26 protein-coding genes, 1 pseudogene and 1 riboswitch are annotated in these 26,954 nt (G+C 47.4%); of the genes and pseudogenes, 16 read left to right on the top strand and 11 right to left on the bottom strand.

Annotated features, from left to right (window positions below; genetic code table 11):
• A pseudogene (locus tag A37S_RS27830) lies at positions 1–231 on the top strand (IS3 family transposase); the annotation flags it as partial.
• A 21-nt stretch (positions 232–252) separates the two neighbouring features.
• Here the strand turns inward: A37S_RS27830 and A37S_RS25310 are convergent.
• Positions 253–600 carry a helix-turn-helix domain-containing protein gene (locus A37S_RS25310; protein ID WP_051293302.1) on the bottom strand — a complete coding sequence of 116 codons (348 nt, stop codon included), beginning with the start codon at positions 598–600 and terminating at the stop codon, positions 253–255.
• A 157-nt stretch (positions 601–757) separates the two neighbouring features.
• Between A37S_RS25310 and A37S_RS27245 the strand changes: the two genes are divergently transcribed.
• Entirely contained in the window at positions 758–919 is a 162-nt protein-coding gene (locus A37S_RS27245) for a hypothetical protein (RefSeq protein WP_157278850.1), read from the top strand.
• A gap of 11 nt (positions 920–930) precedes the next feature.
• Here the strand turns inward: A37S_RS27245 and A37S_RS0118865 are convergent, their stop codons facing one another.
• Positions 931–1,560 (bottom strand): rhomboid family intramembrane serine protease, encoded by a 630-nt coding sequence (locus A37S_RS0118865; protein WP_028298338.1) that lies wholly within the window; start codon positions 1,558–1,560, stop codon positions 931–933.
• A 284-nt stretch (positions 1,561–1,844) separates the two neighbouring features.
• Between A37S_RS0118865 and A37S_RS27240 the strand changes: the two genes are divergently transcribed.
• From A37S_RS27240 to A37S_RS0118825, 7 genes are all read left to right on the top strand, one after another.
• Entirely contained in the window at positions 1,845–2,045 is a 201-nt protein-coding gene (locus A37S_RS27240; protein WP_157278847.1) for a hypothetical protein, read from the top strand.
• On the top strand, positions 2,045–2,275 hold the full coding sequence (locus tag A37S_RS0118855; RefSeq protein WP_028298337.1) for a hypothetical protein: 231 nt from the start codon (positions 2,045–2,047) through the stop codon (positions 2,273–2,275). Before A37S_RS27240 ends, A37S_RS0118855 begins: the two co-directional genes overlap by 1 nt.
• Before the next feature lie 301 nt (positions 2,276–2,576).
• Positions 2,577–3,227, top strand: coding sequence for a hypothetical protein (locus A37S_RS0118845; RefSeq protein ID WP_028298335.1), 651 nt, complete (start codon positions 2,577–2,579; stop codon positions 3,225–3,227).
• A gap of 105 nt (positions 3,228–3,332) precedes the next feature.
• Entirely contained in the window at positions 3,333–3,851 is a 519-nt protein-coding gene (locus A37S_RS0118840; RefSeq protein WP_028298334.1) for a peroxiredoxin family protein, read from the top strand.
• Positions 3,852–3,957: 106 nt separating this feature from the next.
• Positions 3,958–4,989, top strand: coding sequence for a helix-turn-helix transcriptional regulator (locus A37S_RS0118835; RefSeq protein WP_028298333.1), 1,032 nt, complete (start codon positions 3,958–3,960; stop codon positions 4,987–4,989).
• Between the two features lie 66 nt (positions 4,990–5,055).
• Positions 5,056–5,574, top strand: a complete 519-nt coding sequence (locus A37S_RS0118830; RefSeq protein ID WP_028298332.1) for a MauE/DoxX family redox-associated membrane protein — start codon at positions 5,056–5,058, stop codon at positions 5,572–5,574.
• Between the two features lie 36 nt (positions 5,575–5,610).
• Entirely contained in the window at positions 5,611–5,910 is a 300-nt protein-coding gene (locus A37S_RS0118825; RefSeq protein ID WP_028298331.1) for a hypothetical protein, read from the top strand.
• A 115-nt stretch (positions 5,911–6,025) separates the two neighbouring features.
• On the opposite strand, the gene A37S_RS26420 is transcribed toward A37S_RS0118825, so the two are convergent.
• From A37S_RS26420 to A37S_RS25295, 3 genes are read right to left on the bottom strand one after another with little or no spacing between them, the layout of a single operon-like run.
• On the bottom strand, positions 6,026–7,354 hold the full coding sequence (locus A37S_RS26420; RefSeq protein WP_084163968.1) for a TlpA family protein disulfide reductase: 1,329 nt from the start codon (positions 7,352–7,354) through the stop codon (positions 6,026–6,028).
• An 11-nt stretch (positions 7,355–7,365) separates the two neighbouring features.
• Positions 7,366–8,727 carry a RagB/SusD family nutrient uptake outer membrane protein gene (locus A37S_RS26415; RefSeq protein ID WP_169719533.1) on the bottom strand — a complete coding sequence of 454 codons (1,362 nt, stop codon included), beginning with the start codon at positions 8,725–8,727 and terminating at the stop codon, positions 7,366–7,368.
• Between the two features lie 14 nt (positions 8,728–8,741).
• Positions 8,742–11,921: a SusC/RagA family TonB-linked outer membrane protein gene (locus tag A37S_RS25295; RefSeq protein ID WP_084163966.1), complete on the bottom strand. Its 3,180-nt coding sequence runs from the start codon at positions 11,919–11,921 to the stop codon at positions 8,742–8,744.
• A 674-nt stretch (positions 11,922–12,595) separates the two neighbouring features.
• On the opposite strand from A37S_RS25295, the gene A37S_RS25290 reads away from it, so the two are divergent.
• Complete coding sequence (locus tag A37S_RS25290) at positions 12,596–12,868, top strand: helix-turn-helix domain-containing protein (RefSeq protein WP_051293298.1); 273 nt, start codon at positions 12,596–12,598, stop codon at positions 12,866–12,868.
• A gap of 367 nt (positions 12,869–13,235) precedes the next feature.
• Here A37S_RS25290 and A37S_RS0118795 read toward each other — a convergent pair whose 3' ends face one another.
• From A37S_RS0118795 to A37S_RS0118785, 3 genes are read right to left on the bottom strand one after another with little or no spacing between them, the layout of a single operon-like run.
• Entirely contained in the window at positions 13,236–14,237 is a 1,002-nt protein-coding gene (locus A37S_RS0118795; RefSeq protein ID WP_028298329.1) for an Rpn family recombination-promoting nuclease/putative transposase, read from the bottom strand.
• A 54-nt stretch (positions 14,238–14,291) separates the two neighbouring features.
• Positions 14,292–14,564 carry a hypothetical protein gene (locus tag A37S_RS0118790; protein ID WP_157278841.1) on the bottom strand — a complete coding sequence of 91 codons (273 nt, stop codon included), beginning with the start codon at positions 14,562–14,564 and terminating at the stop codon, positions 14,292–14,294.
• Positions 14,554–14,898, bottom strand: coding sequence for a DUF6249 domain-containing protein (locus A37S_RS0118785; RefSeq protein WP_036603205.1), 345 nt, complete (start codon positions 14,896–14,898; stop codon positions 14,554–14,556). The genes A37S_RS0118790 and A37S_RS0118785 overlap by 11 nt, the downstream gene beginning before the upstream one ends.
• A gap of 123 nt (positions 14,899–15,021) precedes the next feature.
• Here A37S_RS0118785 and A37S_RS0118780 point away from each other — a divergent pair, with 123 nt between their 5' ends.
• Together A37S_RS0118780 and A37S_RS0118775 are read left to right on the top strand one after the other, a co-directional pair.
• Positions 15,022–15,570: an RNA polymerase sigma factor gene (locus A37S_RS0118780; RefSeq protein ID WP_028298326.1), complete on the top strand. Its 549-nt coding sequence runs from the start codon at positions 15,022–15,024 to the stop codon at positions 15,568–15,570.
• A gap of 11 nt (positions 15,571–15,581) precedes the next feature.
• Positions 15,582–15,992 (top strand): hypothetical protein, encoded by a 411-nt coding sequence (locus A37S_RS0118775; RefSeq protein WP_028298325.1) that lies wholly within the window; start codon positions 15,582–15,584, stop codon positions 15,990–15,992.
• Here A37S_RS0118775 and A37S_RS0118770 read toward each other — a convergent pair whose 3' ends face one another.
• A complete protein-coding gene (locus tag A37S_RS0118770) occupies positions 15,993–16,871 on the bottom strand; it encodes an HAEPLYID family protein (protein WP_028298324.1) in 879 nt (292 codons plus the stop codon).
• Positions 16,872–17,099: 228 nt separating this feature from the next.
• Between A37S_RS0118770 and der the strand changes: the two genes are divergently transcribed.
• Positions 17,100–18,401 (top strand): ribosome biogenesis GTPase Der, encoded by a 1,302-nt coding sequence (der, locus tag A37S_RS0118765; protein WP_028298323.1) that lies wholly within the window; start codon positions 17,100–17,102, stop codon positions 18,399–18,401.
• 9 nt (positions 18,402–18,410) lie between these two features.
• Here der and A37S_RS0118760 read toward each other — a convergent pair whose 3' ends face one another.
• On the bottom strand, positions 18,411–20,033 hold the full coding sequence (locus A37S_RS0118760) for a S41 family peptidase (RefSeq protein ID WP_028298322.1): 1,623 nt from the start codon (positions 20,031–20,033) through the stop codon (positions 18,411–18,413).
• A 335-nt stretch (positions 20,034–20,368) separates the two neighbouring features.
• Between A37S_RS0118760 and A37S_RS0118755 the strand changes: the two genes are divergently transcribed.
• Positions 20,369–20,935, top strand: a complete 567-nt coding sequence (locus tag A37S_RS0118755; protein WP_028298321.1) for a hypothetical protein — start codon at positions 20,369–20,371, stop codon at positions 20,933–20,935.
• Positions 20,936–21,001: 66 nt separating this feature from the next.
• Complete coding sequence (locus A37S_RS0118750) at positions 21,002–21,577, top strand: DUF4833 domain-containing protein (RefSeq protein WP_051293297.1); 576 nt, start codon at positions 21,002–21,004, stop codon at positions 21,575–21,577.
• 21 nt (positions 21,578–21,598) lie between these two features.
• On the opposite strand, the gene A37S_RS0118745 is transcribed toward A37S_RS0118750, so the two are convergent.
• Positions 21,599–22,690, bottom strand: a complete 1,092-nt coding sequence (locus tag A37S_RS0118745) for a formylglycine-generating enzyme family protein (protein ID WP_084163965.1) — start codon at positions 22,688–22,690, stop codon at positions 21,599–21,601.
• A 364-nt stretch (positions 22,691–23,054) separates the two neighbouring features.
• Positions 23,055–23,156, top strand: a riboswitch (SAM riboswitch).
• Positions 23,157–23,240: 84 nt separating this feature from the next.
• Here A37S_RS0118745 and metH point away from each other — a divergent pair.
• Positions 23,241–26,942 carry a methionine synthase gene (gene metH, locus A37S_RS0118740; RefSeq protein WP_028298318.1) on the top strand — a complete coding sequence of 1,234 codons (3,702 nt, stop codon included), beginning with the start codon at positions 23,241–23,243 and terminating at the stop codon, positions 26,940–26,942.
• The last annotated feature ends 12 nt before the right edge of the window (positions 26,943–26,954 follow it).

The following is a 26,954-nucleotide window of genomic DNA, read 5'->3' as shown; positions in this document are numbered from 1 at the left end:
GTAGTGAAATTAAACCACTTTTACCATCCAGAAGAACTTATCGAAGCCCTGGGAAACTTTGTGGACAACTATAACAACAGACGTTATCACGAATCGCTGCAAAACTTAACACCTGCAGATGTCTACTGTGGACGATCTGAAAGAATTTTGGAAAAAAGACAACAGGTAAAAATCGATTCTCTGAATAAAAGAAGACAATTGTATAATCAACAAAAATTAATAAATTTATAACTCGAAAGTCTCCTTAAGGTTTCATCCTAATGTGTCTAATTTAGTTTGAAGACGTACATAGATTCCCAATACCGCGTTTAGCTTAGTCTTCAGCTTGGCCCATATTTCCGGCAATCCGGCCGTATTGGCTCCCGTGCTGGCCTTTGATTTGGGCAGGATATCCACTACGGAAAGGCCCAACGCTTCGGCTACCTCATATACCCTATCTATGGTCCACTTGCTCTCTCCTCTTTCCAGCTTGGAATAGTTTTTCTGGGCTATTCCTATCAGGTTGGCTATATTTTCCTGAGATAAGTCTTTCATACGGCGAACCTGACGGAATCTTTCTCCTATTTCCTTATCAATGTTACTCGGTACACGTGTTTCCATAAGCTTTTCCCTCTAAATAACCATACCCATATCGGCTAAATTATACCTTTTATGTCCTCATTTAGACCCTTAGGGTTTAGCTTAAGCTAATAAATTGGGCAAAATTTGCCTTAAAGGAACAATTAATCATTAGGCAAGGGCTAAAATAGGAAAAATCATGAGAAAGTTACAAGAAAATGAAATGGAAAATTTGAACGGGGGAGAAATAAGTTGTTTAAATGCGGTAATAATTGGTGCAGCAATAGGTGCCGGGTTCGGAGGTATTGGTATTTTTGTTGGAGCACTAACGGCAACGTTTTCTCCATCCTGCATTAGTTAAACAATATCATGCTACCATAAACCAAAACCCAACCAGACAAAAAGCGCCACCAAACTACCGAAAAAATGCCCCCAATGATCTACGTCATCATTGGGGCGTATTTTTGATGCAAAAACCAAAACAATACTCAATACCAATGCACATTGCCAACCATATATTACCGCAACACCAAAAAAATCATAAATTACTTCATTCCTATTAAGAAGGCAAAAATAGGTTATCGTTCCAAAATAAGCACTAGATAACCCCGTTGTACTAAATAAAAAATTGTTTCTGTTCATCAAGGTTGTTCCCAATGCTCCAAAGAAGATCGTAACGAAATACAGAAGAGAGTAGACAAGCAACGATTTATTACCATAATAATCTTGAAATTCTTTTTCAATTCCCACACTCATAACAAGCAAAAACGCCACGTTAAAAATTAAGTGCTGCCACGAATTATGCACCAAACCCATCGTCAATAGCGTCCACCGTCTTTTGCCCCGCCACACGCTATAGGGATGCAATACACAGGCCTTGTACCAAGGGTGATAATAAAAACCTACGACGCTACTGATCAAAATAAGCAGTAGAATAAAAAACGTAGCAGGATGCTGTGGCAGGCCTAGCCACAGTTCCCACAATTCGTCAAATAGTTTCATAAGCCGTTCTTATACCTTTTCAGAAAGAATTACTAAAGTCTGCCATCACGCAACCCGTCCGAACTTTAGCATTCGCTTTTCCAAATATATCCCTAAAGACTTACTAAAGTCTGCCGTCGCATAACCCGTCCGAACTTTAGCATTCGCTTTTCCTTATACCCCAAAGGTATCATTTATACCCTGTAGGTCTAGCAAAAACAAAAACACCTCCTTAAATTTGACTTATACCCAATGCGCAAAGGGAATTACTCAACAAAATGGTTAAACTTTAAAAAAATGAAAAAATGAGAACTTTATCTTTGGAGGAAATGGAATCTGCTGAAGGCGGGAAAGTTACTTTATGTAATGCGTCAGGCGCTTTACTCTCGTCTGGGGCAATCATCTTGGCCGCAGGTATTGCGACAGGGGGTTTGGGCTTTGCAGTTGCGGGAGGACTAGGATTATACTTCAGTGCAGTCACTGGGTTGGGTTGCGCCATGAGCTAATGAACAGTAAAAAAATTAATTACAACAATTTAATAGTCATGAAAAAAATAGATGTTCAAAGAATGGAGGCCCTTGTTGGAGGCCGAGACAAATGGGGAGAGTTTAAAGAAGGACTATGCTGGGGAACGATAATAGGTTTTGGAGTAATTGGTTTTGCTTCATTTTCCGTAGGTGTCGCAAGGGCCTTTAATGTTGCAAGTATAACAGCTGGAGCGATATGTGCTTCATAATTTCCATCCAATAATTTTAAAAGCCTGCTGTGGATGTTTCCAAAGCAGGCTTTTCTTACAAAACGAATGTCTTATGAAATCTTTTTTAATATTAGCAGGAATCTTGCTTTTAGCTGTGCAGCTATATATTTTCTATTCAAAACCTATTTTTTCAACGAATTCAATCCTAAACATCATTCTTAATATATTGCCCGTTATTATTGGTTCGACTCTACTATTTCAAAAAGACACGATAATCAACTATATTAAGAAAAAGAGAAGCAAACAAAAATGAAGGGATTGATATTCAAAAATTTGTATCATGGCTAATTACAGAGGAATTACAACAAAAAACACAACGCTCTTTACGGTACTTATTGCCGTCAGTGCCGTGTGTACCTACATCATCAGCCAGCAACTGCTCACCAAAGAGGTGTACTACAACAGCATGAGCGGACAGCTGAGCATAGACCAGATAAACAATCTCTTGAACACGCAAGAGCAATACCAATGGCTTAGCTATGTCCTACTGGTGCTGTTCTCCGCCATCAAATACGCGCTTATAGCCACCGTGCTGTACACGGGCGTCTACCTCTCGGGATACAAGGCACGATTTGGGCAGGTACTCAAAGTGGTACTGCTGGCCGAACTGCTGCTATTGCTCCCCCTTATCATCAAGATATGCTGGTTCAGCTTCGTGCAGACAAACTATGCCCTGGAAGATATCCAATATTTCTACCCCCTCTCTGCCCTCAGTCTCTTTGACGTGCAGCACCTGGACAACATCTGGATCTATCCCTTCCAATTGCTCAACGTCTTTGAGCTGGCCTACTGGCTGGTGCTGGCCTGGGGACTGCAGCAGGTCATCCAAAAGGACTATGACAGCTCGCTAATGCTGGTCGTGAAATCGTACCTGCCCGCCTTGGGTTTCTGGATCGTATTGGTCATGTTCTTGACCGTGACGCTCAACTAAGCTATAAGTAATAAGCATTAAGTTTTAACAATCGCATTGGTTTTTGCCATTGGAATATTTAATACTTATCACTGATAACGTAAGATTCACTATGAATTTACCTTTATGAAAAAGACATTACCCTTTCTGATTTATGTACTCCTGGCCATCGCCATGGGCAGTCTACTGTACCACACCTTGCAGCGCAGGGCACAGAAAAAACAAGTGACCCAGCAGATGCAGCAACTGCCCGAATTCACTTTTTATAGCCTCCAAGGCGATTCCATCAGCCAAAAGGACGTGGCCAAGGGTAAGCCCCTGTGCATCATCTATATGGATCCCGATTGTCATTTCTGCGAGGAAGAGATGAAGGATATACTAACGCATATAGAGCGCTTCTCCGGCAGCCAACTGCTACTGGTATCGCCAGCCCGCGAGGAACGATTGCAGCAGTATCAAGAGGAGATGGACTTGGTACTGCTACCCGAGGTCCTGCTGGCACGGGACAGGGATTTCACCTTTTCGCAGTACTTCGGCACGGCTACGACGCCCACTATCATCATCTATGGTGCAGATGGCAGGCTACAAAAGAAGTACAGCGGACAGACCAAGATAGAGGCCATACTGGCGCATTTGGACCGTTGACTTTTTTAGTTGTGAGTTGTCAGTTGTGAGTTGTCAGTTGTGAGTTGTCAGTTGTGGGTTGTGAGAATGGTACAAGTTTTAGGCCTTCAGTCTTTCAACTATATAAATGAGATACCCTATCACCCTACATATTGCCGAGGCATACCCGGCGGTGCGCCTGGAGGAAGGCCTGCCACCGGGCTGGGTGGCACAGGTGCCGGAAGTGATGCAGCGCGTGCTGCACTACAGGCACCACGATTTCCAGCTCGTTTGGCAGGACGTGGATGCCCAGCGCGTGTATGCCTGCTACATAGAGGCGCGCTGTGGCAAGCCCATCAGCCTGCCCTTCCAGTGCGAGACGCATGACCTATACATGCTGTGCCAGCTGGAGGGCCAGAGCCATGTATATACCCCGAATCGCACTTCAGTGCTGGAACTGGCAGCAGGTGAATACCAGCTGCCCTATAGCCCACCTGCGCCCTATGTCCTGCGCCTGGGCAAGGGAACCCATCGCTTACTGTTCTTTGCACTGCGGGCCTCGTGGCTGGCGCGCTACCGCCATGGCAGCCTGACAGGTCTGGGTTGGCAAATTGAGGCACTCATCAGTAGGCAGGCACAGTGCATCGGCGGCAATACCAATACACTTTGCACGGAAATGGAAAAGGCCATCCACGATTTCCTGCACTTGGAGAGCCTCTCGGGCCTGGCCCTGGATACAGGGGTAGAGGAGCCACTGGTACGGCTCATAGACCGGCACCTTAACGAGGCAAGAACAAGCACCCAAGTACAAGAAGCAAGCTATCCACCTCACTTCAAGCGCATCACTGCCTTTGTCAACAAGCAAATAGCCAGCGGCGAAGTGCCCAATGCGGTACAACTGGGCGAGCGTTTTGGCTATAGCAGACAAGGCCTGTACCTGTTGTTCAAGCGCCACGTACACATGGGCATCCGCGACTATATACATGGCCTGCGCATGCAACTTGCGCTTGTCCTCTTACGGGAGCAAAAGCTGCCCGCCACGGAGGTAGCAATCCGACTGCACTATGGCGACTATGCCAGTTTTGCCAAGCAGTTCCATGCCTACTACGGCACGTACCCCAGGGCAGCGCAAACTATGGCGGAGGCTCCCACTGCCAAACGTGTACATAAGGACATATAGAGTATACATAGGGACATGCCACAAATGGAAACCAGGGGTTAATTTTGCTTTTCTAGAGAGGAAAGAATGAAAACCCCATTAGTGATGGATATGAAAACCATGGTACATCTGATAGTTAGCGAAAATGCCTGGCGCGATAGACTAAGCAGGAAAAATAGCTTGATCGTTTATTACCTGATTACCGTTGCCTTAGTTGCCGTTTTGGGATTTATCCTAGCAAGCAAGTTGATAGAACACGAAAAATTCATTTTTCAAATGGAACTATCGCCCATGCCCTTGATGAAGGACTATGCCGAATATATCTCCTGGGCGGTTCCCGCTTCCTGCCTGCTTATCCTTAGCCTGCTTTTTGTAAACCATGTGACAAGATGGTGGGGCGTTTTAGCCAGCTTGGTACTATTCGGCACTTTCTCCATATATATCGTTTACATGTTATTGTCTCCCTATTCCCTACCGTGCACCTGCGCCGGATTGGCAAACGGCATATCCTGGGCTTGGCAACTGGTTATCAATATCATTCTCATGCTGCTGGCCTATTGCGGCCTAAAGCTACATCGCCATATCCCCAACACGGAAACCTCATAAAAACAATAAATTTCAAACCATTATTATTTATCAAAAATGAGAACAAAAACAATTAAATTCATCGGAACGGGCTGCATGGCCCTGGCATTGACCCTCAGCTTTGGAAAAGCACTACATGCCAAAATGATGCTCAACAAAAAGGTAGCCCAAGAGGATTCCTACAACTGGCAGGTCAGAACCCCAGGTACAAATGAGTATATCTTGGTCGAAAATCAGACCCGAGCTCAAATCGAAGCGACTTATAGCTGTGGAGGAGCAGGTTTCAGCTGTGCACAAGCGCAAGACGCATTGGGAAATCCTATCCCAGGCGAAACTATTGAGCGATCAACTTTTTAGACACAACTCAGACCTTGAAGAGAGAGCGGTGAGAAAATTTGATGTTTTCTCACCGCTCTGTTTTGCTGAGACATCTTTTGAAACCATTGTAAATACAACTTACTGTTGAAGTAGATCAACATCTATTTCGGATTACCAAAACTTTTAATTTTCGTTTTTCCCTAACCATTTCGATACCGTAATCCCAAAAAATTCTCTTCAGATATTCCGTATCATAATGATGGCTGCCGTTAAAATTCAAGTTTAATGTTATATCTATTGGGTAGCCTATACCTGTTTCATCATAAACTGGCAAGTTAAACATAGTTGTATTAAGTTGATCTACTAGGATGCTAAATCTCTGATCTTGAAATCGATGTAAGGTTGGCCCCTCGTTAGTCCACGATGAATATGGAGTTTTGCCACTTGACCTAGGAACTCTCGATGGATCTACCAATTTCAACACAAAGCAATCTTGATCCTGAAATTCCACAGATGCTTCAACATCAAAAAGGGTATTTAATATCCTAAACATATTCGAAAAGAAAACCTCCTTTGGAAGTCCCTTATCATGCCGTAACTCAAAGCAATATGAATTATGCAAATACCAGTCCTTTATATCATCAATTGATAGTCTGCCCTTTAAACTATCAACAATGTTCGGAGGAAAGTACTTACTTGAATCCTTGACATCGTCGAATTTAATTAAATTGTAATTTGGAAATGATTTGCCATTTGAAAATGCTGAGTAGAATAATTTCAGAATTGGCTGATTAGTAGAAAAATACCTAAACACAGTATCTAATCTGTTCGTTCCAGCACTATCCCTCATAGTAATCATTGTCGGCACATGTAAGTTAGCCTTTTTAAAATTAACAGAGATTAAGGTATTTTCATCTATCTTTAATCCACTATTTGCTTCAAAACTGACATCATCATTTTTGTTGAGGCTAGGAAATTCACCATTTGAGACTGCCAATCTGAAGTTTTCTCCGTTAATTTCGCCCTCCCCAGTCTCCACTCTAACCATTCCTTCTCTATCTATCCAAACACTATGGGGCAACAGCCTATGCGGAAACCAAGTACTGAACAAAGTGTCCGAAAACAGTATCGGAATTGAGGGATTGAGCTTTTTCCGTTCGAAAAAGCCCCTTAGCACAGCTTCGCTCTCATGGCTCACGGCGAGTATCAGTACCTTATCCCCAAAGGCTTGCTGCAGGCTATCGAGCCTCGGCAATGCCTCCACACAGGGCTTGCACCAGGTGGCCCAAAAATCAATGATCAGTATTTTGTTTCTACGAAGCTCTTCCAAGGATCTGCCCGAAAGCTTGCCGTTCAATAGGTTTTCGAGTAGAACATCGGGAATCTTTTGCCCGATGCCGATGCTGTTTTCGTGTTTTTTTACTTGCGCGGATGACCATAAGGCCATCAGCAGCAAAACATATAATGCAAATAATCTTTTCATTCTTCTTAGTTTTAGTATGTATTGGACGCATTGGGCGTCAAGGCCGGATTCTTTTCCATTTCCGACTTGGGGATGGGGTAAAGCATTGCTTCTTGACTCCAATTATGCTTATTGACACCCAATACCTCGTCTACGATGCCCCATCGTTTGAGATCGAAGAAGCGATGCCCCCACTCGGCAAAGAGTTCCCGTTGCCGCTCCTCCACAATGGCAGACAACAGTTCTTCTTTGCCCAGGTCTTCCAAGGGCGCGATGCCCGCTCGTTGGCGCAAGCTGTTCAGATCGTCCACTGCCAATGCCAGCTTGTCCTGCATGGCTCGGGCCTCCGCCCGTATCAGGTATTGCTCGGCCACCCTCAGCAGCATGGCATCCTCTGCCCCAATGCCGGAGGCGGTTACCCTGTTCCGATATTTGTTGAAGTAAGGGTAATCGACGCCTGCCACCTGTATGGCCCCTATCCATTCCCGTTTGCGCAGGTCGGCCTCATCAAAGGCCTCCAGTAAATCCGGTGAGATGATATAACTCGGTATACCGGCTGCAGGGACAAATGAAGCGGCATAATTCACATAGCCCTGTACTTGATGAGCCTGCAGTATAGCCTCGGTACTTCCTCTTCTGAAGGTCAGCTCGGGCGAGCTAAGCGGCGTATACATATCGGAATCGATGACCTCGGAGGCGGCTGCCTCTGCTTCTGCCCATTGTTGCCGATAGAGATAGATACGGGCAAGCATGGCCGTGGCCGTATGACGATTGGCCCGCGTGCGCAAATAGCCGGGATAACTAACGGAAAGCAGTTCCCTGCTTGCCGCCAGGTCGTTCGCCATTTGCCGGAACACCGCTTCCGCGCTGCTCCTTGGCAAGCCTGCCGAAATGTCCAGATCAGTAACGAGTACCAAGGGGACATCACCGAACAGTTGCGTGAGGTAGAAGTAGGAAAATGCCCTCAGGAAGTAGGCCTCCCCCAAGAGTTGTTGTCTCGCCGATGCCGAGATCCCCATGGCACCGGGCAAACCTTCGAGCAGTTCATTGGCCATGTAGATGGCCCGGTAGCACTTGCCCCACACGTTCACAAAGCCGATATGGTCTGCCGTAAAGGCATTGTTATAATAGTCTATGACGCTTTGGTTATTGGGCGAGGGCAAGGCCTCATCGGTGTACAAGGCATTGTATGGCACCAAATTGGCCTCCAGGCCCCCTACTCCGGCTATCTGTACGTATATGTTGGATACAAGCGCGTTTGCCGCACTGTCGCTGGCCAGTACCCTATCCCTGCTCATCAGGGTCTTGGAATCTTCGATCGCGATCATCGATTCGCAGGACAGGCACAGCAATAGGCCAGCTGTGGCTATTAGTTGTAAGTAATGCTTTTTCATGTCGTCATGTGTGCTTAAAGTGTCAGTGAAATGCCAAAGGCCCATGTCCTGTATGGCGGTATCTCGCTCGTGGCCGTCTCGGGATCCAAGCGCCAGCGGCCATTGGCTGCAGCGGTCCAGAGATTCTGCCCCTCTGCATATACCCTTGTCTGCATGCCGTACAGCCACCTGGCAGGCAATATATAGGAAAGAGACACATTCTTGAGCCGGAGGTATGTGGCATCTTTCCAGATGGCGTCCGACTGGGATAGACGCGAGCGGGCGCTGTATTGCTCGGTACCGCTGGTCGTGGTCGCCATCTGTATATCGGTCATATCGCCCGGCTGTTGCCAGCGTTCCAGTACGATATCAAAGTAGTTGTTCATGGGGCCGGGAGCCAGTACCAATGTAGGGGCCAACTGCTTCGAAAACTGGAAGAAGGCCATGGCCTGCCATTGACCAACGCGGAAAGTATTGCCCAGGCCGCCGTACCAGTCGGGCGTGGTCTTGCCTATCACCTCATAGTCCAGGTTGTTGTACAGCCCGTTCCCATCCTTGTCCAGATAGGTGGATATGCCCGTCTCCGGGTCTACGCCAAGGAAACGCAACCGTTGCAATACGGTAAGGTTTTCCCCTACGATGTACTGGCTGGCATAGCTTGTTGCCTCCAGGTTGGGGAAGCTCCTGAGCCTGCTCGATTCAAAGCTGATGTTGGAGTTAATGTCCCAGGTGAACTTGTCCGACTTTATGACCGTGGCACGGAGGCTCAGCTCGGTGCCCTTGTTTTCTACCTCGGCAGGAAAATTGGCCTGATATCCCGTGAAGCCGGTCTGTGCCGGTAGCGGATAGGTGACCAGCATGTTGTCCGTGCGGTTGCGATAGCGTGCGGCGGTCAGCGAAAGGCGATCTTGCCAGAGTCCCAATTCCAATGCCAGTTCCAGCTTCCTATTGGTTTCCCAGCGAAAGGCATCGTTGGCTATCTGATAGGGCGCGAGCGAGGCTGCACCGTTGTACACGGTAGATGCCGTATAAGCAGATAGGTAGCGGTAATTGCCTATGTTGTCGTTGCCCGTGATGCCGTAGCTCATGCGCAGCTTGCCAAAGTGGAGCAGCCCCCTGATGGGCGCCAGCCACTTCTCCTCGGTAAACAGCCATGCGGCGCCCACGGCGCCGAAGTTGCCGAAGCGGCTGCCCGGCCCGAAGCGCGAGGAGCCGTCCCGGCGGAAGCTGGCGTTGACGATGTATCTGTCGGCCAGGTTGTAGGTGAGCCTGGAGAACAGGGAGACATACTTGTACGGCTCGTGCCTATCGGTGCCGCTGATGCTGCCCGCCCCTGCCAAAGTCTCCATCAGCGTCTCGTTGGCATAGTTGGTAGCCGTGATGAAACGGCCCTCCTGCCTGATGTGCTGGTAGCTGGCGCCCAGCAGCAGGTCGAACCGGTTGGCGCCGGTTTGGTAGCGGTAGTTGACCTGCGGGTCTACGGTGAGCGTCTGCGTGGTGCTATTGCCGAAGTTGCTCATGTTGCCGCTGGTGGAGGTGGGCGATAGGGATGCCCTGGGCGTGAGGTTCACCGTGCCCAGCCGGTAGTTGGTATAGCCGCCAGTGAGCTTTATGGTCAGATCGTCGTTTATCCTATAGCCGATATTGGCATTGGTGACCAGGTTGTGCGTATTGGTATTGTTCGTTTGCCGCAATACGCCCAGCGGGTTTGAACTGTACCAGTTGAGGTTGCCGCTTTCGTCGTACAGGGGATAGTTGGGCGGCAGGTTGAGCGATGGGATTACCTTGGGCAGGCCGTTGCCGTCGGCCAGGTAACTGACCGATAGCCCTAGGTCCAGCCTATCGCCTTCGGGCCGGTGGTTTACGGAGAGCATTCCCCCGCCCTTTGTATAGCTAAAATCGCCGGGGAACACGCTGCCCTCGCGGCGGTAATTGCCGCTGAGCAGGATGCCCGTGGTGGCCGTACCGCCCTGATAGGAGGCCTGCAGCTGGTGCATGCCGGCCTTGCCGCCTATAAATTCCCTTTGCCAGTCGATGCCCCTTGTGGTATCCCATACGAGCAGATCCGGGGCATACTGCCGCGAGGTGGGATCGGCCGAGGGCTGCACGCCGTCATTGGCGAATGCCTCGCGGCGCAGGGCCAGGTAATCTTCCAGCCCCAGGTAGCTGGCCATGCGGCTCACCTCGCTCCATCCGCCGTAGTAGTTTATGTTCAGCTTGCCGGCCGTAGCGTCGCCTTTTTTCGTGGTGATGATGATGACGCCGTTGGAGCCGCGCGATCCGTAGATGGCCGTGGCGTCGGCGTCCTTCAGTATCTCTATGCGCGCTATATCGGCCGGATTGAGGCTGTTGAGCGGGCTTACGTTGCCCTGCGCCCCCGTCTGGTTGGCCAGCGAGGTGGTGACGGGACTGGAGTTGAATGGCACACCGTCTATGATGTAGAGCGGTTCCGTGCCTGCCGCAATGGAGGCGGCTCCCCTGATGCGGACACTTACGTTGCCACCCGGCAGTCCGTTCACCGTTTGCACCTGTACACCTGCTGCCCTGCCCGAAAGGGCCGTCAGCACATTGGTCACGGGCTGCGTTTCTATCTCGGCGGCGCTCACCGTGGCCACGCTGCCTGTATTGAGCCTGCGCGTGGTGGTGCCGTAGCCTATCACCACCGTCTCGTCGAGGGTGTTGTCCTGCGGGTCGAGCGCGATATGGATTGGCTCGCCGCTGGCAAGGTCAAATGGCGCCTCCTTGCTTTTGTAGCCAAGATAGGTAATGGTAAAGGTACCTGTCGCTCGGGTGGGGACAATGGTGAACCTCCCCTCCTTATCGGTCAGTACGCCGCTGCTTGTCCCCTTTACCCTGATGGCCACACCTGCCAGCGGGCTGCCATCGGCAGCCGAGGTGACCACCCCGAGTACTCGGGATGGCTCGGACTGCTGCGCCAGCAAGGCGCAGGGACACACAAACAAGAAGGTAATAAGGCCAAAGGCCGAGATTAGGGGCGAAAAATCTTTCGCCCGTACTGCTAGCAGTGTTAAGTAGCATGTAGAGACGTAAGATCTTACGTCTCTACATTGCAAAGCACGGTTTAAATGGTGCAAGAGGCCAAAGGCCGGTTGCTTTATATATGGCGCTGTCAGGTAGTCTGACGTCTGGTGTCTTTTGTCTGATGTCTGAAAAAAGGCACAAAGATGCCCCCTGACGCTTGTAAAAAGCTTCATTTCTGTGTAAGTTTAGATTTCTCATGATTCTGTTGATTAAGAAAAGAATCCTTACAGGTGGGCGCCCTTACCTAAAAGGATAAGATGGCCAAAAGCTAACAGCTCGTCATCCGCCAAAGGCGGACAAGTTTTCGAGCGAAACAAAGTGCAGTCGAGAAATCTCAAATGGCACCGTGCATCCCAGCTTTTGGCTGTCCAGTTACTCTGGGGCTGTGATAAGGTTGCGTAGAAAGTGTTTTTTGGTTTGGTGATTCATGGTTCCCTAAAAGTATGGTCTGAAAACCAGCACTCAACAGAGACAATCACATATATTTTTTGGTGATGGGTGTTCCCTCTATGTACGAGCAAGGAGCCTATAGGAGGGCTAAGTACACGTACAAGAGGGGCCCATCGTTTCTTTTTTGACAAAGATACAATATGGGCACCAGACTCCTGCAACTTGCGTACTTGAAAACTTCCTATATTCCCTTGCACAAGTGCCAGTATCCAAAATGCCTTGGATTATTATTTCGCTATTTACAGTTAAAATTCAATCAATAAGCCTTTGTTTTTATTTACAAAGGCTAAGGTACGTAACTATTTTTAATACTCCAAATTAATATACTCTTATTTAAGAGTAATATTAGATTTTGATTATTGGGAGTTTTAGCGTTCAAAAAGAACATTAGTGGAAAATGGCGAAAAGAACAAAGAAAGAACTCCCTGTTGATGTCAAAAAAATCGGACTAAGGCTCAAGCAAATAAGGAAAGAGCTCGGCTTCGGTAACTCTGATGACTTTGCCTATAAATATGAATTAAATAGGTCTCAATATGGCAAATACGAGGCTGGTTCTGAGGATTTACGTATCAGTTCACTTCTGAATATTCTTGACAGAATTAATATGCTTTTATCTGAGTTCTTTAATGAGGAATATGACAAGATTGATGCAGATAGCGATAACAATTGATGCCATGTTTATACGGTAAATTTAGGCTTTAAATTCGGAAATGAACAATGCTACCCCAATTCGCGCCAGTCTTAGCGGGAAGGGATGGAGCGTTAGCCTGACTAGTGCGCGGAAAAACGTTGCAAAAAGAAAAACAAACGCAAAATGAAAACATTCCAATTTTCATACGCCGTAAATATCGGGAATTGGTTTTGGACGCTCTGCCGGCCGTAGAGACGCAATATTTTGCGTCTCTACAAACGCAAAAACATATACAACCTGACAAATGCAACTGGAAAACAGGACAATAGCATCGTCGATAGAAACAACAAAAGCCATCCCTACATCTATAGGAATGGCTTTCATATTATTGTGGGCATTGAAAGCCCTATTTCTTCTTCTTGGCCAAGTCGGCGCGGACTTTTTCAACAAATTCTTCCGTTACGGTAGCGAAATTGGCAATTTCTGCCGTGGTGAAGCGGTTTGCCAAGATCAGATTGCTGACAACCTCATAGCTCTTGGCCTCAGCTTTGGCCCGTTCATCAGCCAATAGTTTCTCGGCCTTGGCAAGCAGTTCTTTCTGCTCTTTCTCGGCTTTAGCCCGTTCTTCTTTTCTTCCCTCTTCGATCAATAGCTCGTAAGTACTCATAATTACCTCCTGTATGTCTGTGGGTATTTCCCTTATCACTTCTTTTATTTGCTCCTTGGCAAACTCCGTCCGGCCAAAAGCGTACAGCAACATCGACCGGTGGTGGTGACTATCCTTGCCCTGCGAAAGGCCGATGGACACGAGCAGCTTAAAGTTGCCCTGTATCCACTCCGGATCAAAGGCATGCTTGAGCAACAGCAGCGATGCACTCAATACACCGTGCTGTATGGCCAGCAACTCCCCGTCGGGCGCATCCCGCAAATTGTTGTAAACATACGAAAAGCTGGGGATATATCCAAACAATGCCGCATACGGTCTGTCAAACAGATCCTCTAGCGTGCGGTATTTCCATTTTTTCCTGCCGTGGTAGAACAGGATGGGGATGATGGGAGAAGGACCTCCCTTGCGCTGCTCCACCTGCTGCCGGTAGCCGGAGAAGAGGTAGCTCCCGATCTGCAGCATGACGTACTTGTCATAGTAGCTCTTGTGTTCTACGAGCAGTGCGATCTCCAGGGTCTGCGCCGGGGCCGAGGCGAACCCGCAGGAATAGACCGTATCGGACATGGTCTGCTCCAGGCCTTCGGAGATATAGCTGCCCGGCAGGAGCTGCAGGGTGGAAAAGTCCAGCTTTTCCACCAGGTGTGCCGGCAGAACGGCCCGGAAGTACTCCGCGGCGATTTCCCTGTCGTTCAGTATGGAACACAGGTAGCTGTCGTGTATGTTGGCGGGTATCCTTGCCATAGTCCCAAATGTAGGGAAAATCCCGGTTTGGCGCAAGGATTGGCGGAGATAGCCTCATTGGCAGCTAGGACAGCGGAACTGGAAGCGGGGAATGAGAAGCATATCTCTTGTCAGTTGGGTAGGTAAATTGGCCTTGCCAAAGCCGTTCTCATAGATTACCTGCCCAGCTTTGGCAACCATGAATACGCCTCCTAGTCCGTCACTATCGACGAACTCCGTCAGGATGAGGCTATCTATCTGCTTCTCCAGCAGCTGTGCGCAAAGACTACCATGGCTGTTATAGGCAAGGAACAAAAGTACCGAGCAATAAACTCTTTTAGTTCTCACTTTTCGTACGTCCATTCACATAAAAGAAATAGATCAAGAAGCCCAGGGCCACGAATGCTCCCTCAATGCCATAAGGCAAAGGCGAATCGTAATCGTATTGTATGAACTCCAGCACAATGAGGCCAATGCCCGCAAAGAGGATGATGAGGCCCCACTTGAGCGAGCTGTACCTGTTGTCTACCTTGCTGGAAAAAAGTCCCTTAATGAGCTTTTCATCGGTGAGGCCCGAAGAGACGATGCGCGAGCGGAGACGGTACTTCAATATGGTTTCAATAATATAGGCGATGGTGAAGAAAATAATTCCTACTATCAATACTGGCTCTAAGTGTTTCATGATATATCGTTTTTTATTTGTTAAACTTAGCCATCTGACGGCTAGCAGCTACGGAAAGTTGCAAGAATTTCAATTTTATTTTTTTGAAACTTAGTTGAGGGCCACGTCGTCTAATGGACAAATATGTACGCAGACCACGAATTAATAGCCAAGATAAATGCGGGAAATCTCCATGCTTTCCGGCTATTGGTGAGCATGTACGAAAGGCTGGTGCTGCGCATGGTACAAAAGATAGTCAAAGATGAGGATGACCAGAAAGATGTGTGCCAAGAGGTATTCATCAAGGTGTATAAAAACTTGAAGCACTTTAAACAGGAATCCAAGCTCTCGACGTGGATAGCACAAATAGCGTATACCACCAGTCTGGATTTCCTGAAGAAAACAAAGAGAAAGCAAGGACTGACGGATGAGGTGAGCCAATATGAGCACCAGCTAGCAGGAGAAAGCAGCCCGGAAAAAGAGCTGGACAAAAAAGAAATGCGTACCTTTATCCTGGAGATGATCGCGCGCCTACCGGAAAACTATAGGCTCGTGGTCAATCTCTTCCATATAGACGACTATAGCTATCAAGAGATAGCAACGATCACCGGTCTATCGGAAGGCACCATCAAAAGCCATCTCTTCAGGGCTAGAAAACTGCTGAAAGACAAATTATCTGTACTGGTAAAATAAAGGGAGGAAAGATGAACTTGACAGATGAACAACTGAAAAAACTATTGCAGGAACAGGCCGATGGCGAACAGAAGCCCCTGACCGATCAGGATAGGGAAGCCTATACCCTGTTATTTGACATGCTCGAAAAGGAAAAGGACAACCCCATACAACACGAGCCCAATGAGGTAGTCGATGAGGTAATGGCCAAAGTACTGCTCATCGAAGAGCAAAAAGACAAGCAAAAGGACACGATCAACTTCATTGCCGGTATATCCTTGGGCTTTTTGGCCATAGCCATCGCCTTCTTTTTCATAGATCTTCCCTTGTTGAAGTCTTCCCTGCTTTGGGTAAAGGAATACATACCTATCATTGCCTTTGCAGCGGCCATCATAGTTTTGGTACAGTTGGCCGATAAAAAATTGGTGCGCAGGCACCGATAGCTACCGGTGCTTGCCATGCCGTTGCCCTGGCTCATATATTAAGCGCAAAAACGTACCGATGCGTTCATCACTACGATTGATAGGTATAGCTGGTACGATACCTATCAATAAATTGTCGGCCACACTCACGCGCATTTGCGGCCTGATGGTCATATCAAACTCCGTGCTTCTCACTTCCTTGTTGAATTCTATGCCGATAAAGTTGCGCGTACCGGGAATCATATAGTGCACATTGCTATTGATCTGCCAAAGATGATGGCTGTGCCCGTCATAGGTACGACCTATCACGGGGCCCGTATATAGTAGGGTATGGAAATTTTGTCCCCAACGTTTGGCAGCGACGAAGAAAGGATTGTAGACATTTCCCGTAAAAAGCCTTTCTTTTACGTAGCTATTGAAATCGGTCAGTTCAAATTCGTGAATATAGCCTATGGCCATAGACGTTTTGAGCTTTTCCGATACGAAGAAGGAATATTGCGCGGCCAGTTTCAAGCTATTGAGCCTATTAGCCGGCGCAATGCCGTCTGCATTGGCAGAATAGATAGAAAACGGGAGTTCTATCTCCATGCCTAATCTGTTGATGGGCGCAAATTCATATTCCACTAAAGCCAAATATTCATCATAGTGGTTATTGTCCGTAAGCCCCAGGCCCACGTTCCACTCCTTCTCCCCTTTCCGGGCGCCCAAGTCCCTAATCAGATCGATGTACAAAGGTTCTGCATGCAACACCTTATCCGGCTCGTACTTATCTTGCACTTCCTTGATATAAATGCTGTCCAGCTCTTCATGATGCACCTTGGCACTGTCTCTTTCCTGGGCCAAAAGGCTTGAAATCAGTAAAAAAAAGAATGTGGTGGAAAGTATAGTCCTATTCGTCATATGACAGATATAAGCTGCTATTTAGATTTCAACGCCTGCAAAGATAAAAAAAATTGCTAGGTGCCTCAGCTGCATGGCAAATCCAGACAACGGGGTGGAATAAACCAAGATATCGCCGATAAAATATAATTTTTTGGGAAAAGCTAATAGTTGAAAGCATATATGTACCTTTGCAGCGATTTATGGGAACGGACCATAAGTCGCTTTTTGTTTAAAAATTAAATAGTTATGTCCAATATCATTGCCATTGTAGGCCGACCCAACGTCGGCAAATCCACTTTATTCAACCGTCTTACCGAAAGCCGCAGGGCCATAGTAGACGATCTTAGTGGGGTGACACGTGATCGCCACTACGGACAGGCTGAATGGATAGGCAAGACGTTCACGGTGATAGATACGGGCGGGTATGTTCACGGTTCAGACGATGTATTTGAGGCGGCCATTAGGGAGCAGGTTCTTATAGCCATTGAGGAAGCATCGGTCATCCTTTTCGTGGTAGATGTGACCGTAGGCGTAACCGATCTGGAAGATGATATCGCCAATATCTTACGGCAGTCCAAAAAACCCGTTTTTGTTGTCGCCAATAAGGTGGACAACAACAAACTGCAATATGATTCGGCAGAGTTTTACAGCCTGGGTTTGGGAGACATGTACAACATTTCCTCTATAACAGGCTCTGGTACCGGTGAGTTGTTAGACGAGGTGGTCAAACATCTTGAGGAACTTCCTGAAGAGGAAAATACCCTTCCAAAATATGCGGTAGTCGGCAGACCCAATGTAGGCAAATCCAGCTTTATCAATGCCCTAGTGGGAAGAGAACGAAATATAGTAACTCCCATCGCTGGTACCACCAGAGATTCCATCCATATCCATTACAATCAATATGGACATGAATTTATGCTAATAGACACCGCTGGTCTGCGAAAAAAGACCAAGGTGCAGGAGAATATCGAATTTTACTCCGTTATGCGTACCATCAAAGCTTTGGAAGAAGCCGATGTGGTCATTCTTATGATTGACGCGACGGAAGGACTGGAGTCTCAAGACATCAATATTTTCCATCTGGCCGAAAAAAACAAGAAGGGCATCATCCTCTTGGTCAATAAATGGGATCTGGTAGACAAGGACAATAAAACCATGAAACAGTTTGAGGAAACCATTAGGCAAAAGACGGCCCCTTTCACGGACTTCCCTATCATATTCACGTCCGTCACGGAAAAACAGCGCATACACAAAGCCTTAGAGGCCGCAAAACATGTGTATGAAAACAAAACAAAGCACGTGAGCACCTCAAAGTTAAATGATGCCATGCTTCCCATCATAGAGGAAACGCCTCCTCCCGCAATTAAAGGGAAGTATGTCAAGATCAAGTACATCACTCAGCTGCCTGGCAAGTCGCCTATGTTTGCCTTTTTCTGCAATCTTCCTCAGTACGTAAAAGACCCTTACAAACGTTTTATTGAAAACAAATTGCGCGAAAAATTTGATTTTGAAGGGGTGCCGGTACAGATATATTTTAGGCAAAAATAATAGTGGCTATTACTGCCCACGCATAATCTCTACGGTACGGTTCAATACATGGTCCGTGCCGTTCATTATTTTAAAATAAGCTTCACTACCGAAGAAATAACGTGCCACGAGCGCCTTCATATTGGCCTCTATCAAACTTCTGGAAGCCTGTACTTGCACCTTGTTCTTGGCCTCCACTCCTTGCTCTTCGGCAAATGTCACAAAGCGGGAATAGCTACCTTCCGGAAGCTCATAGCTTTGCATAAAATGCTCAACCGCAAAGTCTGGCGGTGCGGACACCAAATGCGAATAGACGTAGCTGCTGATCAAGTCGTGTTGCAATACCTGCTTGTAAAAGCTGCCGTACCCCAAGGTATCAACAGGCACGTAAACATCGGGCATGATGCCGCCACCACCAAATATAGGTCTCCCCATCGTTGTGCGGTACACTATCCCTTTCTGGTAATTGAGGCTGTCCATATTCAATACCCCTTCTAGACCAAACTCGCCCCCTCCTTGATTTCGCCAGAGTATATCATTGAAATACTGATCCCGTCCATTAGCATAAGAACGCTGGATACACCGACCAGAGGGAGTATAATACTTGGCGATAGTGAGGTTAATGGCCGAGCCGTCGTCAAAGTCGAACTGTTCCTGCACGAGTCCTTTCCCAAATGAACGGCGCCCCACGATAACGCCCCTATCCAAGTCTTGCACGGCACCCGCCAAAATCTCGCTCGCAGAGGCCGATTTTTCGTCTATCAATACCGCCAGTTTACCTTCCGTAAACAAGCCCTTACCGTTGGAATGATAATCCACGCGTTGCTCGTGCGCACCCTGCGTATAGACTAACAGCTGTTTGTCACTGAAAAATTGATCTGCTACCGTCACAGCAGACATCATGAAACCACCGCTATTGCCCCTAAGGTCCAATATCAGCTTGCGAACACCATATTGCTTTAGCAACTTGATATTTCGGTCAAAATCTTCATGTGTCCGCGCACCAAAACGCTTGATCTTGATATAAGCTGTTGCCGTATCGATTATATAGGAAGCCTCGATACTACTAACTAAAATTTTATCTCGTTTTACTTGAATCGGCTCCGGCAGATCTTGCCCTTTCCTATTAATCCACAAGCGCACGGTAGATCCGCGCTTGCCACGCACCTTGGCAGATACATCACGTTCATTTGCCCCCACGATAGGCAAATTATCAATGCCAATCAAGCGATCGCCCACCTTTATCCCAGCCTTTTCAGCAGGCCCGCCATTGGTAACAGAGACGATCATCAACGTATCGCGTAAGCGGTAGTACTCTACGCCAATACCGTCAAATGTACCTTCCAACGCCTCGTCCATAGACCGTGCCTGAGAAGGCGTAAGGTAGGTAGAATGAGGATCCAGTCGGGAAAGCACCTGCCGGACGGCCATTTCCTGAAGTGTATCAATGCCGACCACCTCTACATAACGCTCGCTAATCAAGTCAACCAAACGTTGTAGTTTGCCAGTTTTATCGTTCAACATCAATGGGATGATCGATGGCGTGGATGGGTCGTCCTCCCGAACAAATATCTGTCCCAAAACCAGCCCCACCAACAAAACGAAGGCATAAGTTGCAGCAGCTAAGAGGTTTTTTCTCGTTTCGGGACGCATAGTAATAAAGGCGCTAAGGTAGCTATTCGGTTACCATTATCTCAAACCATTTTGCAACAAAATTAACAGAAATTGGGCAATCTAACCGTCTAGGCAAACATCGGTATAGCCGTTATACAGGCAAAAGTGTGCAGACACCAAGTTCGTATTTCCCGCGCGCTAAAAAAGCTTGTGATGAATGGTCTTTAAGCTAAACTATGTATTGCAAATAAATGTCAATTTATCTAAGTTTGTAATAAAAGTGGAAACAATAATTGCTTGGCATATGAATCCGTCTGCCGTTTGTTTATATACGCTTTAAGGCTGAAATTGTTTAATAAATAAGTCATCTTGTTATGCATGAAATTGAACCTTTTTATCGTTGGCGAGATGACTATATCGCTGCGGAGGATGAGCTTTCACCTTTTTATGGAGTTGAGTATAGCGAGTTTGAATTCGACAAGCAGATATATAACTTTTTGTTGCATCCTCAGTGGGACCATTTTGGCTCCAGCACCCTCTATCTCAAGGTGCTTTTTGCTGATTATGACCATGGCTTTGCCATCATTGAATTGATTGGGGAGTGGAACGATGCCATCAACAACGACATCATGTTCTTCAAAAGGGAAATCATTGAAATGATGCTTGCGGCAGGAATACGGAAATTTATTCTCATTGGGGAAAACGTCCTCAATTTCCATTCTTCGGACGATTGCTACTATGAAGAATGGTTTCAAGAGGTGGAAGATGGGTGGATAGCCGGGATCAACTTTCGGCCACACGTAGTAGATGAATTTAAGTCGTCCAATATCGATTACTACATCAATTTTGGCGGTGGCTTAGACGATTTCAATTGGCGTACTATCAAACCATTACAGGTGTATTGGTCTGTTGAAGAACAATTAACTAAAAGGCTATCTTAAACCTGCCGGCAATATTTTGGTATGGTTTTGGCGTCAATTTGGCAACATACTAAAACCTAATGATTTATGATGACACAGAAATTTGCATTTGCCGGTATCTTTTCCCTGTACTACCTGTCTTTTATGCCACTCGCTGCACAAGAGAGCAAAAATGCGGGCAATCCCAATTTTGTAGATCGCAAAAAATTGCCCGTACCAAAGGAAGAAAATCAGCTATTCTACTTGCAAAGAGACCCAAACACCAATACGATTGTATATACACTAAACATGAAAGATGGCGAATTGGTTGAAAAAAACCCGGTGCACGGTTACTGGATTAGATACGAAGACAATGGCGAAAGGGCAGAGCTATCCTTTCTCCAACGCAATATGGCTTATGGGATAAGTAGTAAAAAAACAGATAATCATACCTATGAGCTTAAACTTTCGGCATGCAAGAAACTGCCCCTTTACCTCCATTATGAACCCAACAAAGAAGCGCTCGTAACCATAAAAACAGAAGAGGAAACAACTATTAAAGTCGATTACATATTTGTGCGGATAGATGGTGGCTCCAAACTGAGTCCCAACATAGAATATATAGAAGTCGGCGGCATCAATTGCACAACGAAAGATTATGTAAAGCATCGCCTGAATCCATAAAATCTCACACTGCCTGCTTTCTTACACATCCTTGGCACAGCGGAAGCCTAGGTTATTGCTTCCACTGGAAACTTCTCCTTTACCCCTGCTTCCGGCCTTATAACGTTCACAATATCGGTCATTGCAGAGAAAAGAGCCCCCCCGTTGCACCCTCTTCACCGTGCCCGGCTCGGCAGGATCATGGCTATCGCTAGGTCCTCGCGGATTACTTCTAGGACTTTTCTCATAATAATCCGGACGATAAAAATCCGCGCACCATTCCCATACATTGCCATCCATATCATATAGGCCATATCCATTTGCGGGAAAAGATTTTACCGGAGCGGCATGTTCAAAACCATCTTCTTTTGTATTTTTTGATGGAAAGTCTCCTTGATAGACATTAGCCACCCACTTCCCCTTAGGTTTAAGCTCATCGCCCCAATAAAAGCGCGACTGCTTTTTGCCTGCTCTCGCCGCATATTCCCACTCGGCCTCCGTAGGCAACCGTTTGCCCGCCCATGTGGCATAGGCTTGGGCATCTTCAAAACAAACATGTACTACAGGTTCCCATTCTCGCCCTTGAATAGAGCTTTTGGGGCCTTCCGGATGCTTCCATGACGCACCAGGTAAGTAGGTCCACCATTGCAGGTGATTTTGTAGTCCTACCTTCTGAGCTGTAGGGGTAAAAACGGCAGAGCCTGGCACCAAAGCCTCGGCAGGAACTCCGGGAAAATCGGCAGGATTCAACTCCCGCTCCGCCACAGTGACATAACCCGTCGCTTCTATAAATTGTGCAAATTGTGCATTGCTTACCTCGTGCTCGTCCAACAAAAAATCACTTACCACGATCTCGTGTAATGGCCTTGCATCAGCAAATTCCTCTGCCCCCATCAAAAATGCACCTCCTTTTATCAGCACCATTTTTACGCTGTCCTCCCCTAGCTTCCCTTCATTTTGTGAAGCGTTTGCAATTGCTGTAGTTCTAGAGGGCACTCCGTCCGATACGCAATATGCCACCGAATCCTTTAGAGGATCGAGATTTTGCAGAACCTTAGACTCTTGTTCCGCTTTTTGACCGCAAGCCGCGCACCACCCAAGTAAAAGCAAGCCATATATCTTTGAAGTATTCATTTACGATCGCTAAAATTACAAGGCAAATATAGCAAAGCAAAATACTCTACAAAAAAAGTAGATTATTTTAATAGAATTAAGTTATCTATTTAAATCGCCTTCCGAGGTGCGACTTTGTGCTGAGCTTCACGGATGTCTTCAGCCCGTCGTCCTTAGCTTACTTCCTTTGTCATCATGCAAACAACTTCCTTTTTTGCTTGCATCATCATTACGAAACTTGATATGTTGTCTATGCATTGTAAACTTGCCTAATTGATTGAGTAAACTCATCATACCACAAAAACATTGCTCCAATAAATCGACTCCATAAGGGAAGTAATTTCGCTACTCTTGCTAATCACCAAATTATTGCCGACATTTGCCCAGCTTATTGAGAAAGACGGAGGGACTGGACCCGGCGATGTCTTGGCAACCTGTACTATACAAGGTGCTACATTCTACCCATATTTTATGGGAAAGATAAGCAATAGAAGTCCGCACCTCTAGCTTTTTCTCAATCCAAGCACTTCAAGTACAAACTATATAAAAGGTGTCTCAGCACACCCCAACTATGGATATTAGAAAAGAATTAAATAAGCGTATATTGATTATTGATGGAGCTATGGGTACCATGATCCAGCCTTATCAATTGACCGAGGAAGATTTCAGGGGCGAGCGTTTTGCCAACCATCCATGTGAAGTGAAAGGCAATAACGACTTGCTCAACCTCACGCGTCCCGATATCATTAAGGATATCCATATGGCCTATCTGTCTGCCGGAGCAGACATCATAGAGACCAACACCTTCAGCTCGCAGGTCATTTCCATGGCCGACTACCAGATGGAACCACTCAGCTACGAGCTAAATTTTGAGGGAGCGCGCATTGCCAAGTCGGCGGCCGAAGAATACAATAAACTGACACCGGAAAAACCACGTTTTGTGGCTGGTGCCATTGGCCCGACAAACCGCACCGCATCGCTTTCACCAGACGTAAACGACCCTGGCTATCGGGCCGTTACCTTTGACGATTTGGTCCATGCCTATTACGATCAGGTACGTGGACTGGTAGACGGAGGAGCAGATCTGTTGCTCATTGAGACCATTTTCGATACGCTCAATGCCAAAGCGGCCATCTACGCCATCATGCAATATGAGGACGAACTTAAACATGCAGGAAAATTAGCGAACGATGCGCATCTCGACATCATGATCTCGGGCACGATCACCGATGCCAGTGGCCGCACGTTATCGGGACAGACCGTGGAGGCTTTCCTCAATTCGGTAAAGCACGCGCATCTGCTCAGCATAGGGCTCAACTGTGCCCTTGGTGCGCACGAGATGCGCCCACATATCGAAGAACTTGCCCAAAAAGCAGGATGCTATGTTTCGGCCTATCCCAATGCGGGCCTACCCAATGAGTTTGGGGGCTATGACGAGCAGCCGCATGAAACGGCCCATTTCATAGAAGATTTCATAGACCATGGATTTGTGAATATCGTGGGCGGTTGTTGCGGTACCACACCCAAGCATATCAAATGCATTGCCGAAAAAGCGGCCAAGAGCAGACCGAGAAAAGTCCCCACACCGGAAAAGCTACTACGCCTCAGCGGACTGGAGCCCGTGACCTACGGCCCCGGAAGCGTGTTCATGAACATAGGCGAAAGAACAAATGTCACAGGCTCCCCCAAGTTTGCCAAGCTCATCCTCAACGGCAATTTTGAGGAAGCACTGTCCGTGGCCCTGCAACAGGTGGAGGGCGGTGCACAAGTCATTGACGTAAACATGGACGAGGGCATGTTGGATTCGGAAGCGGCAATGACCAAGTTCCTGCACCTCATTGCCTCCGAGCCGGACATCGCCAAGCTCCCCCTTATGATAGACTCCTCCAAATGGTCGGTTATATTATGCGGGCTAAAATGCCTACAGGGAAAAGGCATAGTCAATTCCATATCGCTCAAAGAGGGCGAAGAGGCATTCAAGGAGCATGCCCGCACCATCATGCGTTTTGGGGCTGCCGTCATCGTCATGGCCTTTGACGAACAGGGGCAGGCCGACAATTACGAACGTAGGATTGAGATTTGTAAGCGTTCTTACGACATACTGGTCCATGAAGTGGGCTTTCCTGCCGAGGATATCATATTTGACCCCAACATACTCACGGTGGCTACCGGTATGGACGAGCATAACAACTATGCGGTCGATTTCATCAAGGCCACACGCTGGATCAAGGAAAACCTGCCCTATGCCAAGGTAAGCGGTGGGGTGAGCAATATCTCCTTCTCCTTTAGGGGAAATAATGTGGTGCGCGAAGCCATGCACTCGGCCTTTCTCTACCACGCCATCAAGGCGGGCATGGACATGGGCATCGTCAATGCGGGCATGCTCGAAGTGTATGAGCAGATAGATCCCGAGCTACTGACCTATGTGGAAGACGTGCTGCTCAATCGAAAGCCAGATGCTACCGAACGCCTGGTAGACTATGCCGAAACCGTGAAGAGCAAAGGCAAGGCCGCTGTCAAGAATGAGGAATGGCGCAATGGTACCGTCGAAGAGCGTCTATCCCATGCCCTCGTCAAGGGAATCATCGAACACCTCGACCATGATGTGGAGGAAGCCCGTCAGAAATACGATCGTCCATTGCAGGTCATAGAAGGGCCCTTAATGGACGGTATGAATATCGTGGGCGATCTGTTTGGAGAGGGCAAGATGTTCTTACCTCAGGTAGTAAAGTCTGCCCGTGTGATGAAGAAGGCGGTGGCCTACCTGCTACCCTTTATTGAAGAAGAGAAACTAAACAATCCCAATGCGAGCACCAGAAGCAATGCCGGAAAAATATTGATGGCCACCGTGAAAGGGGATGTGCACGATATTGGCAAGAACATCGTAGGCGTTGTATTAGCTTGCAACAATTTCGAAATCATAGACCTCGGTGTAATGGTTCCCGCACAAAAAATCCTCGATACGGCCAAGGCCGAAAAGGTAGATATCATCGGCCTCAGTGGCCTCATCACGCCTTCGCTGGACGAAATGGTACATTTTGCCAAGGAAGCGGAACGGCAGGGCTTCAAGGTTCCCATTATGATTGGCGGTGCCACCACTTCGCGCATTCACGCTGCCGTAAAGATAGATCCCAATTATTCGGAGACGATCATCCATGTGCTCGATGCATCACGCAGCGTGACGGTAGCCAGCAACTTGCTCAATCCAGAGACAAAGCAGGCGTTTAAAGCACAGATCAAAGAAGACTACGCCAAGGCGCGGGAAAACCACCTCAACAAAAAGAGCGACAAGCAATATCTCCCCATAGCCGAAGCAAGGACCAATCATTATGCCATAGATTGGACGGGTTATACGCCACCGAAACCAGCCTTTTTGGGCATAAAATCCTTTAAGGATTTTCCTTTGGATGAACTGGTACCTTATATCGATTGGACCCCATTTTTCCATACTTGGGAGTTGCGGGGAAGTTACCCGCGTATTCTAAGTGACAAGACCGTAGGCACCGAAGCCACCAAACTGTATAACGATGCCCAGAAGATGCTCCAAGACGTGGTACAGAACAAAAAACTGAAAGCCAACGGCGTAATCGGCTTTTGGCCGGCCAATTCGGATGGTGACGACATCATCTTATACCAAGACGATACCAGAAAAGTGGAGCTGACAAGTATCCACACCCTCCGTCAACAGGCTGAAAAAGCCAAAGGACAGCCTTATTACGCCCTTTCCGATTTTGTAGCACCGGTGGAAACGGGACTTGCCGATTATTGGGGAGGCTTCGCCGTAACAACGGGCATCGGTGTAGATGAACTGGTCGCACAGTACGAAAAAGATCATGATGACTACAATAGCATCATGATAAAAGCCATTGCCGATAGGCTGGCCGAGGCTTTTGCCGAAAAACTGCACGAACTGGTGCGCAGGGAATACTGGGGATATGCCCAAGACGAGGCACTTAGCACAGCGGAGCTGATCAAAGAGCAATACGCGGGTATTCGTCCAGCCCCAGGCTATCCTGCCTGTCCGGACCATACGGAGAAAACAATCTTATTTGATATATTGGACGCCGAAAAAGAAACAGGAATTTATTTGACCGAAAGCCTGGCCATGTACCCCACTGCAGCCGTAAGCGGCTTCTATTTCTCCCATCCGGAGTCGCGGTACTTTGGTCTGGGAAAAATAGCCAAAGACCAAGTGGAGGACTACGCCAAGCGCAAGGGAATGAGCGTGGAGGAAACGGAAAGGTGGCTTTCGCCAAACTTGGGATATAATTAGTTGTGAGTTGCG

The organism is Olivibacter sitiensis DSM 17696, assembly GCF_000427965.1.
Lineage (GTDB): Bacteria > Bacteroidota > Bacteroidia > Sphingobacteriales > Sphingobacteriaceae > Olivibacter > Olivibacter sitiensis.
This window is presented reverse-complemented; position numbering and strand designations above follow the sequence as displayed.

Bases quoted from the DNA above. Each gene is read 5' to 3' on its own strand.
- A37S_RS25310 (WP_051293302.1), bottom strand. From the start codon at position 600: ATGGAAACACGTGTACCGAGTAACATTGATAAGGAAATAGGAGAAAGA.
- A37S_RS27245 (WP_157278850.1), top strand. From the start codon at position 758: ATGAGAAAGTTACAAGAAAATGAAATGGAAAATTTGAACGGGGGAGAA.
- A37S_RS0118865 (WP_028298338.1), bottom strand. From the start codon at position 1,560: ATGAAACTATTTGACGAATTGTGGGAACTGTGGCTAGGCCTGCCACAG.
- A37S_RS27240 (WP_157278847.1), top strand. From the start codon at position 1,845: ATGAGAACTTTATCTTTGGAGGAAATGGAATCTGCTGAAGGCGGGAAA.
- A37S_RS0118855 (WP_028298337.1), top strand. From the start codon at position 2,045: ATGAACAGTAAAAAAATTAATTACAACAATTTAATAGTCATGAAAAAA.
- A37S_RS0118845 (WP_028298335.1), top strand. From the start codon at position 2,577: ATGGCTAATTACAGAGGAATTACAACAAAAAACACAACGCTCTTTACG.
- A37S_RS0118840 (WP_028298334.1), top strand. From the start codon at position 3,333: ATGAAAAAGACATTACCCTTTCTGATTTATGTACTCCTGGCCATCGCC.
- A37S_RS0118835 (WP_028298333.1), top strand. From the start codon at position 3,958: ATGAGATACCCTATCACCCTACATATTGCCGAGGCATACCCGGCGGTG.
- A37S_RS0118830 (WP_028298332.1), top strand. From the start codon at position 5,056: ATGAAAACCCCATTAGTGATGGATATGAAAACCATGGTACATCTGATA.
- A37S_RS0118825 (WP_028298331.1), top strand. From the start codon at position 5,611: ATGAGAACAAAAACAATTAAATTCATCGGAACGGGCTGCATGGCCCTG.
- A37S_RS26420 (WP_084163968.1), bottom strand. From the start codon at position 7,354: ATGAAAAGATTATTTGCATTATATGTTTTGCTGCTGATGGCCTTATGG.
- A37S_RS26415 (WP_169719533.1), bottom strand. From the start codon at position 8,727: ATGAAAAAGCATTACTTACAACTAATAGCCACAGCTGGCCTATTGCTG.
- A37S_RS25295 (WP_084163966.1), bottom strand. From the start codon at position 11,921: ATGAAGCTTTTTACAAGCGTCAGGGGGCATCTTTGTGCCTTTTTTCAG.
- A37S_RS25290 (WP_051293298.1), top strand. From the start codon at position 12,596: ATGGCGAAAAGAACAAAGAAAGAACTCCCTGTTGATGTCAAAAAAATC.
- A37S_RS0118795 (WP_028298329.1), bottom strand. From the start codon at position 14,237: ATGGCAAGGATACCCGCCAACATACACGACAGCTACCTGTGTTCCATA.
- A37S_RS0118785 (WP_036603205.1), bottom strand. From the start codon at position 14,898: ATGAAACACTTAGAGCCAGTATTGATAGTAGGAATTATTTTCTTCACC.
- A37S_RS0118780 (WP_028298326.1), top strand. From the start codon at position 15,022: ATGTACGCAGACCACGAATTAATAGCCAAGATAAATGCGGGAAATCTC.
- A37S_RS0118775 (WP_028298325.1), top strand. From the start codon at position 15,582: ATGAACTTGACAGATGAACAACTGAAAAAACTATTGCAGGAACAGGCC.
- A37S_RS0118770 (WP_028298324.1), bottom strand. From the start codon at position 16,871: ATGACGAATAGGACTATACTTTCCACCACATTCTTTTTTTTACTGATT.
- der (WP_028298323.1), top strand. From the start codon at position 17,100: ATGTCCAATATCATTGCCATTGTAGGCCGACCCAACGTCGGCAAATCC.
- A37S_RS0118760 (WP_028298322.1), bottom strand. From the start codon at position 20,033: ATGCGTCCCGAAACGAGAAAAAACCTCTTAGCTGCTGCAACTTATGCC.
- A37S_RS0118755 (WP_028298321.1), top strand. From the start codon at position 20,369: ATGCATGAAATTGAACCTTTTTATCGTTGGCGAGATGACTATATCGCT.
- A37S_RS0118750 (WP_051293297.1), top strand. From the start codon at position 21,002: ATGATGACACAGAAATTTGCATTTGCCGGTATCTTTTCCCTGTACTAC.
- A37S_RS0118745 (WP_084163965.1), bottom strand. From the start codon at position 22,690: ATGAATACTTCAAAGATATATGGCTTGCTTTTACTTGGGTGGTGCGCG.
- metH (WP_028298318.1), top strand. From the start codon at position 23,241: ATGGATATTAGAAAAGAATTAAATAAGCGTATATTGATTATTGATGGA.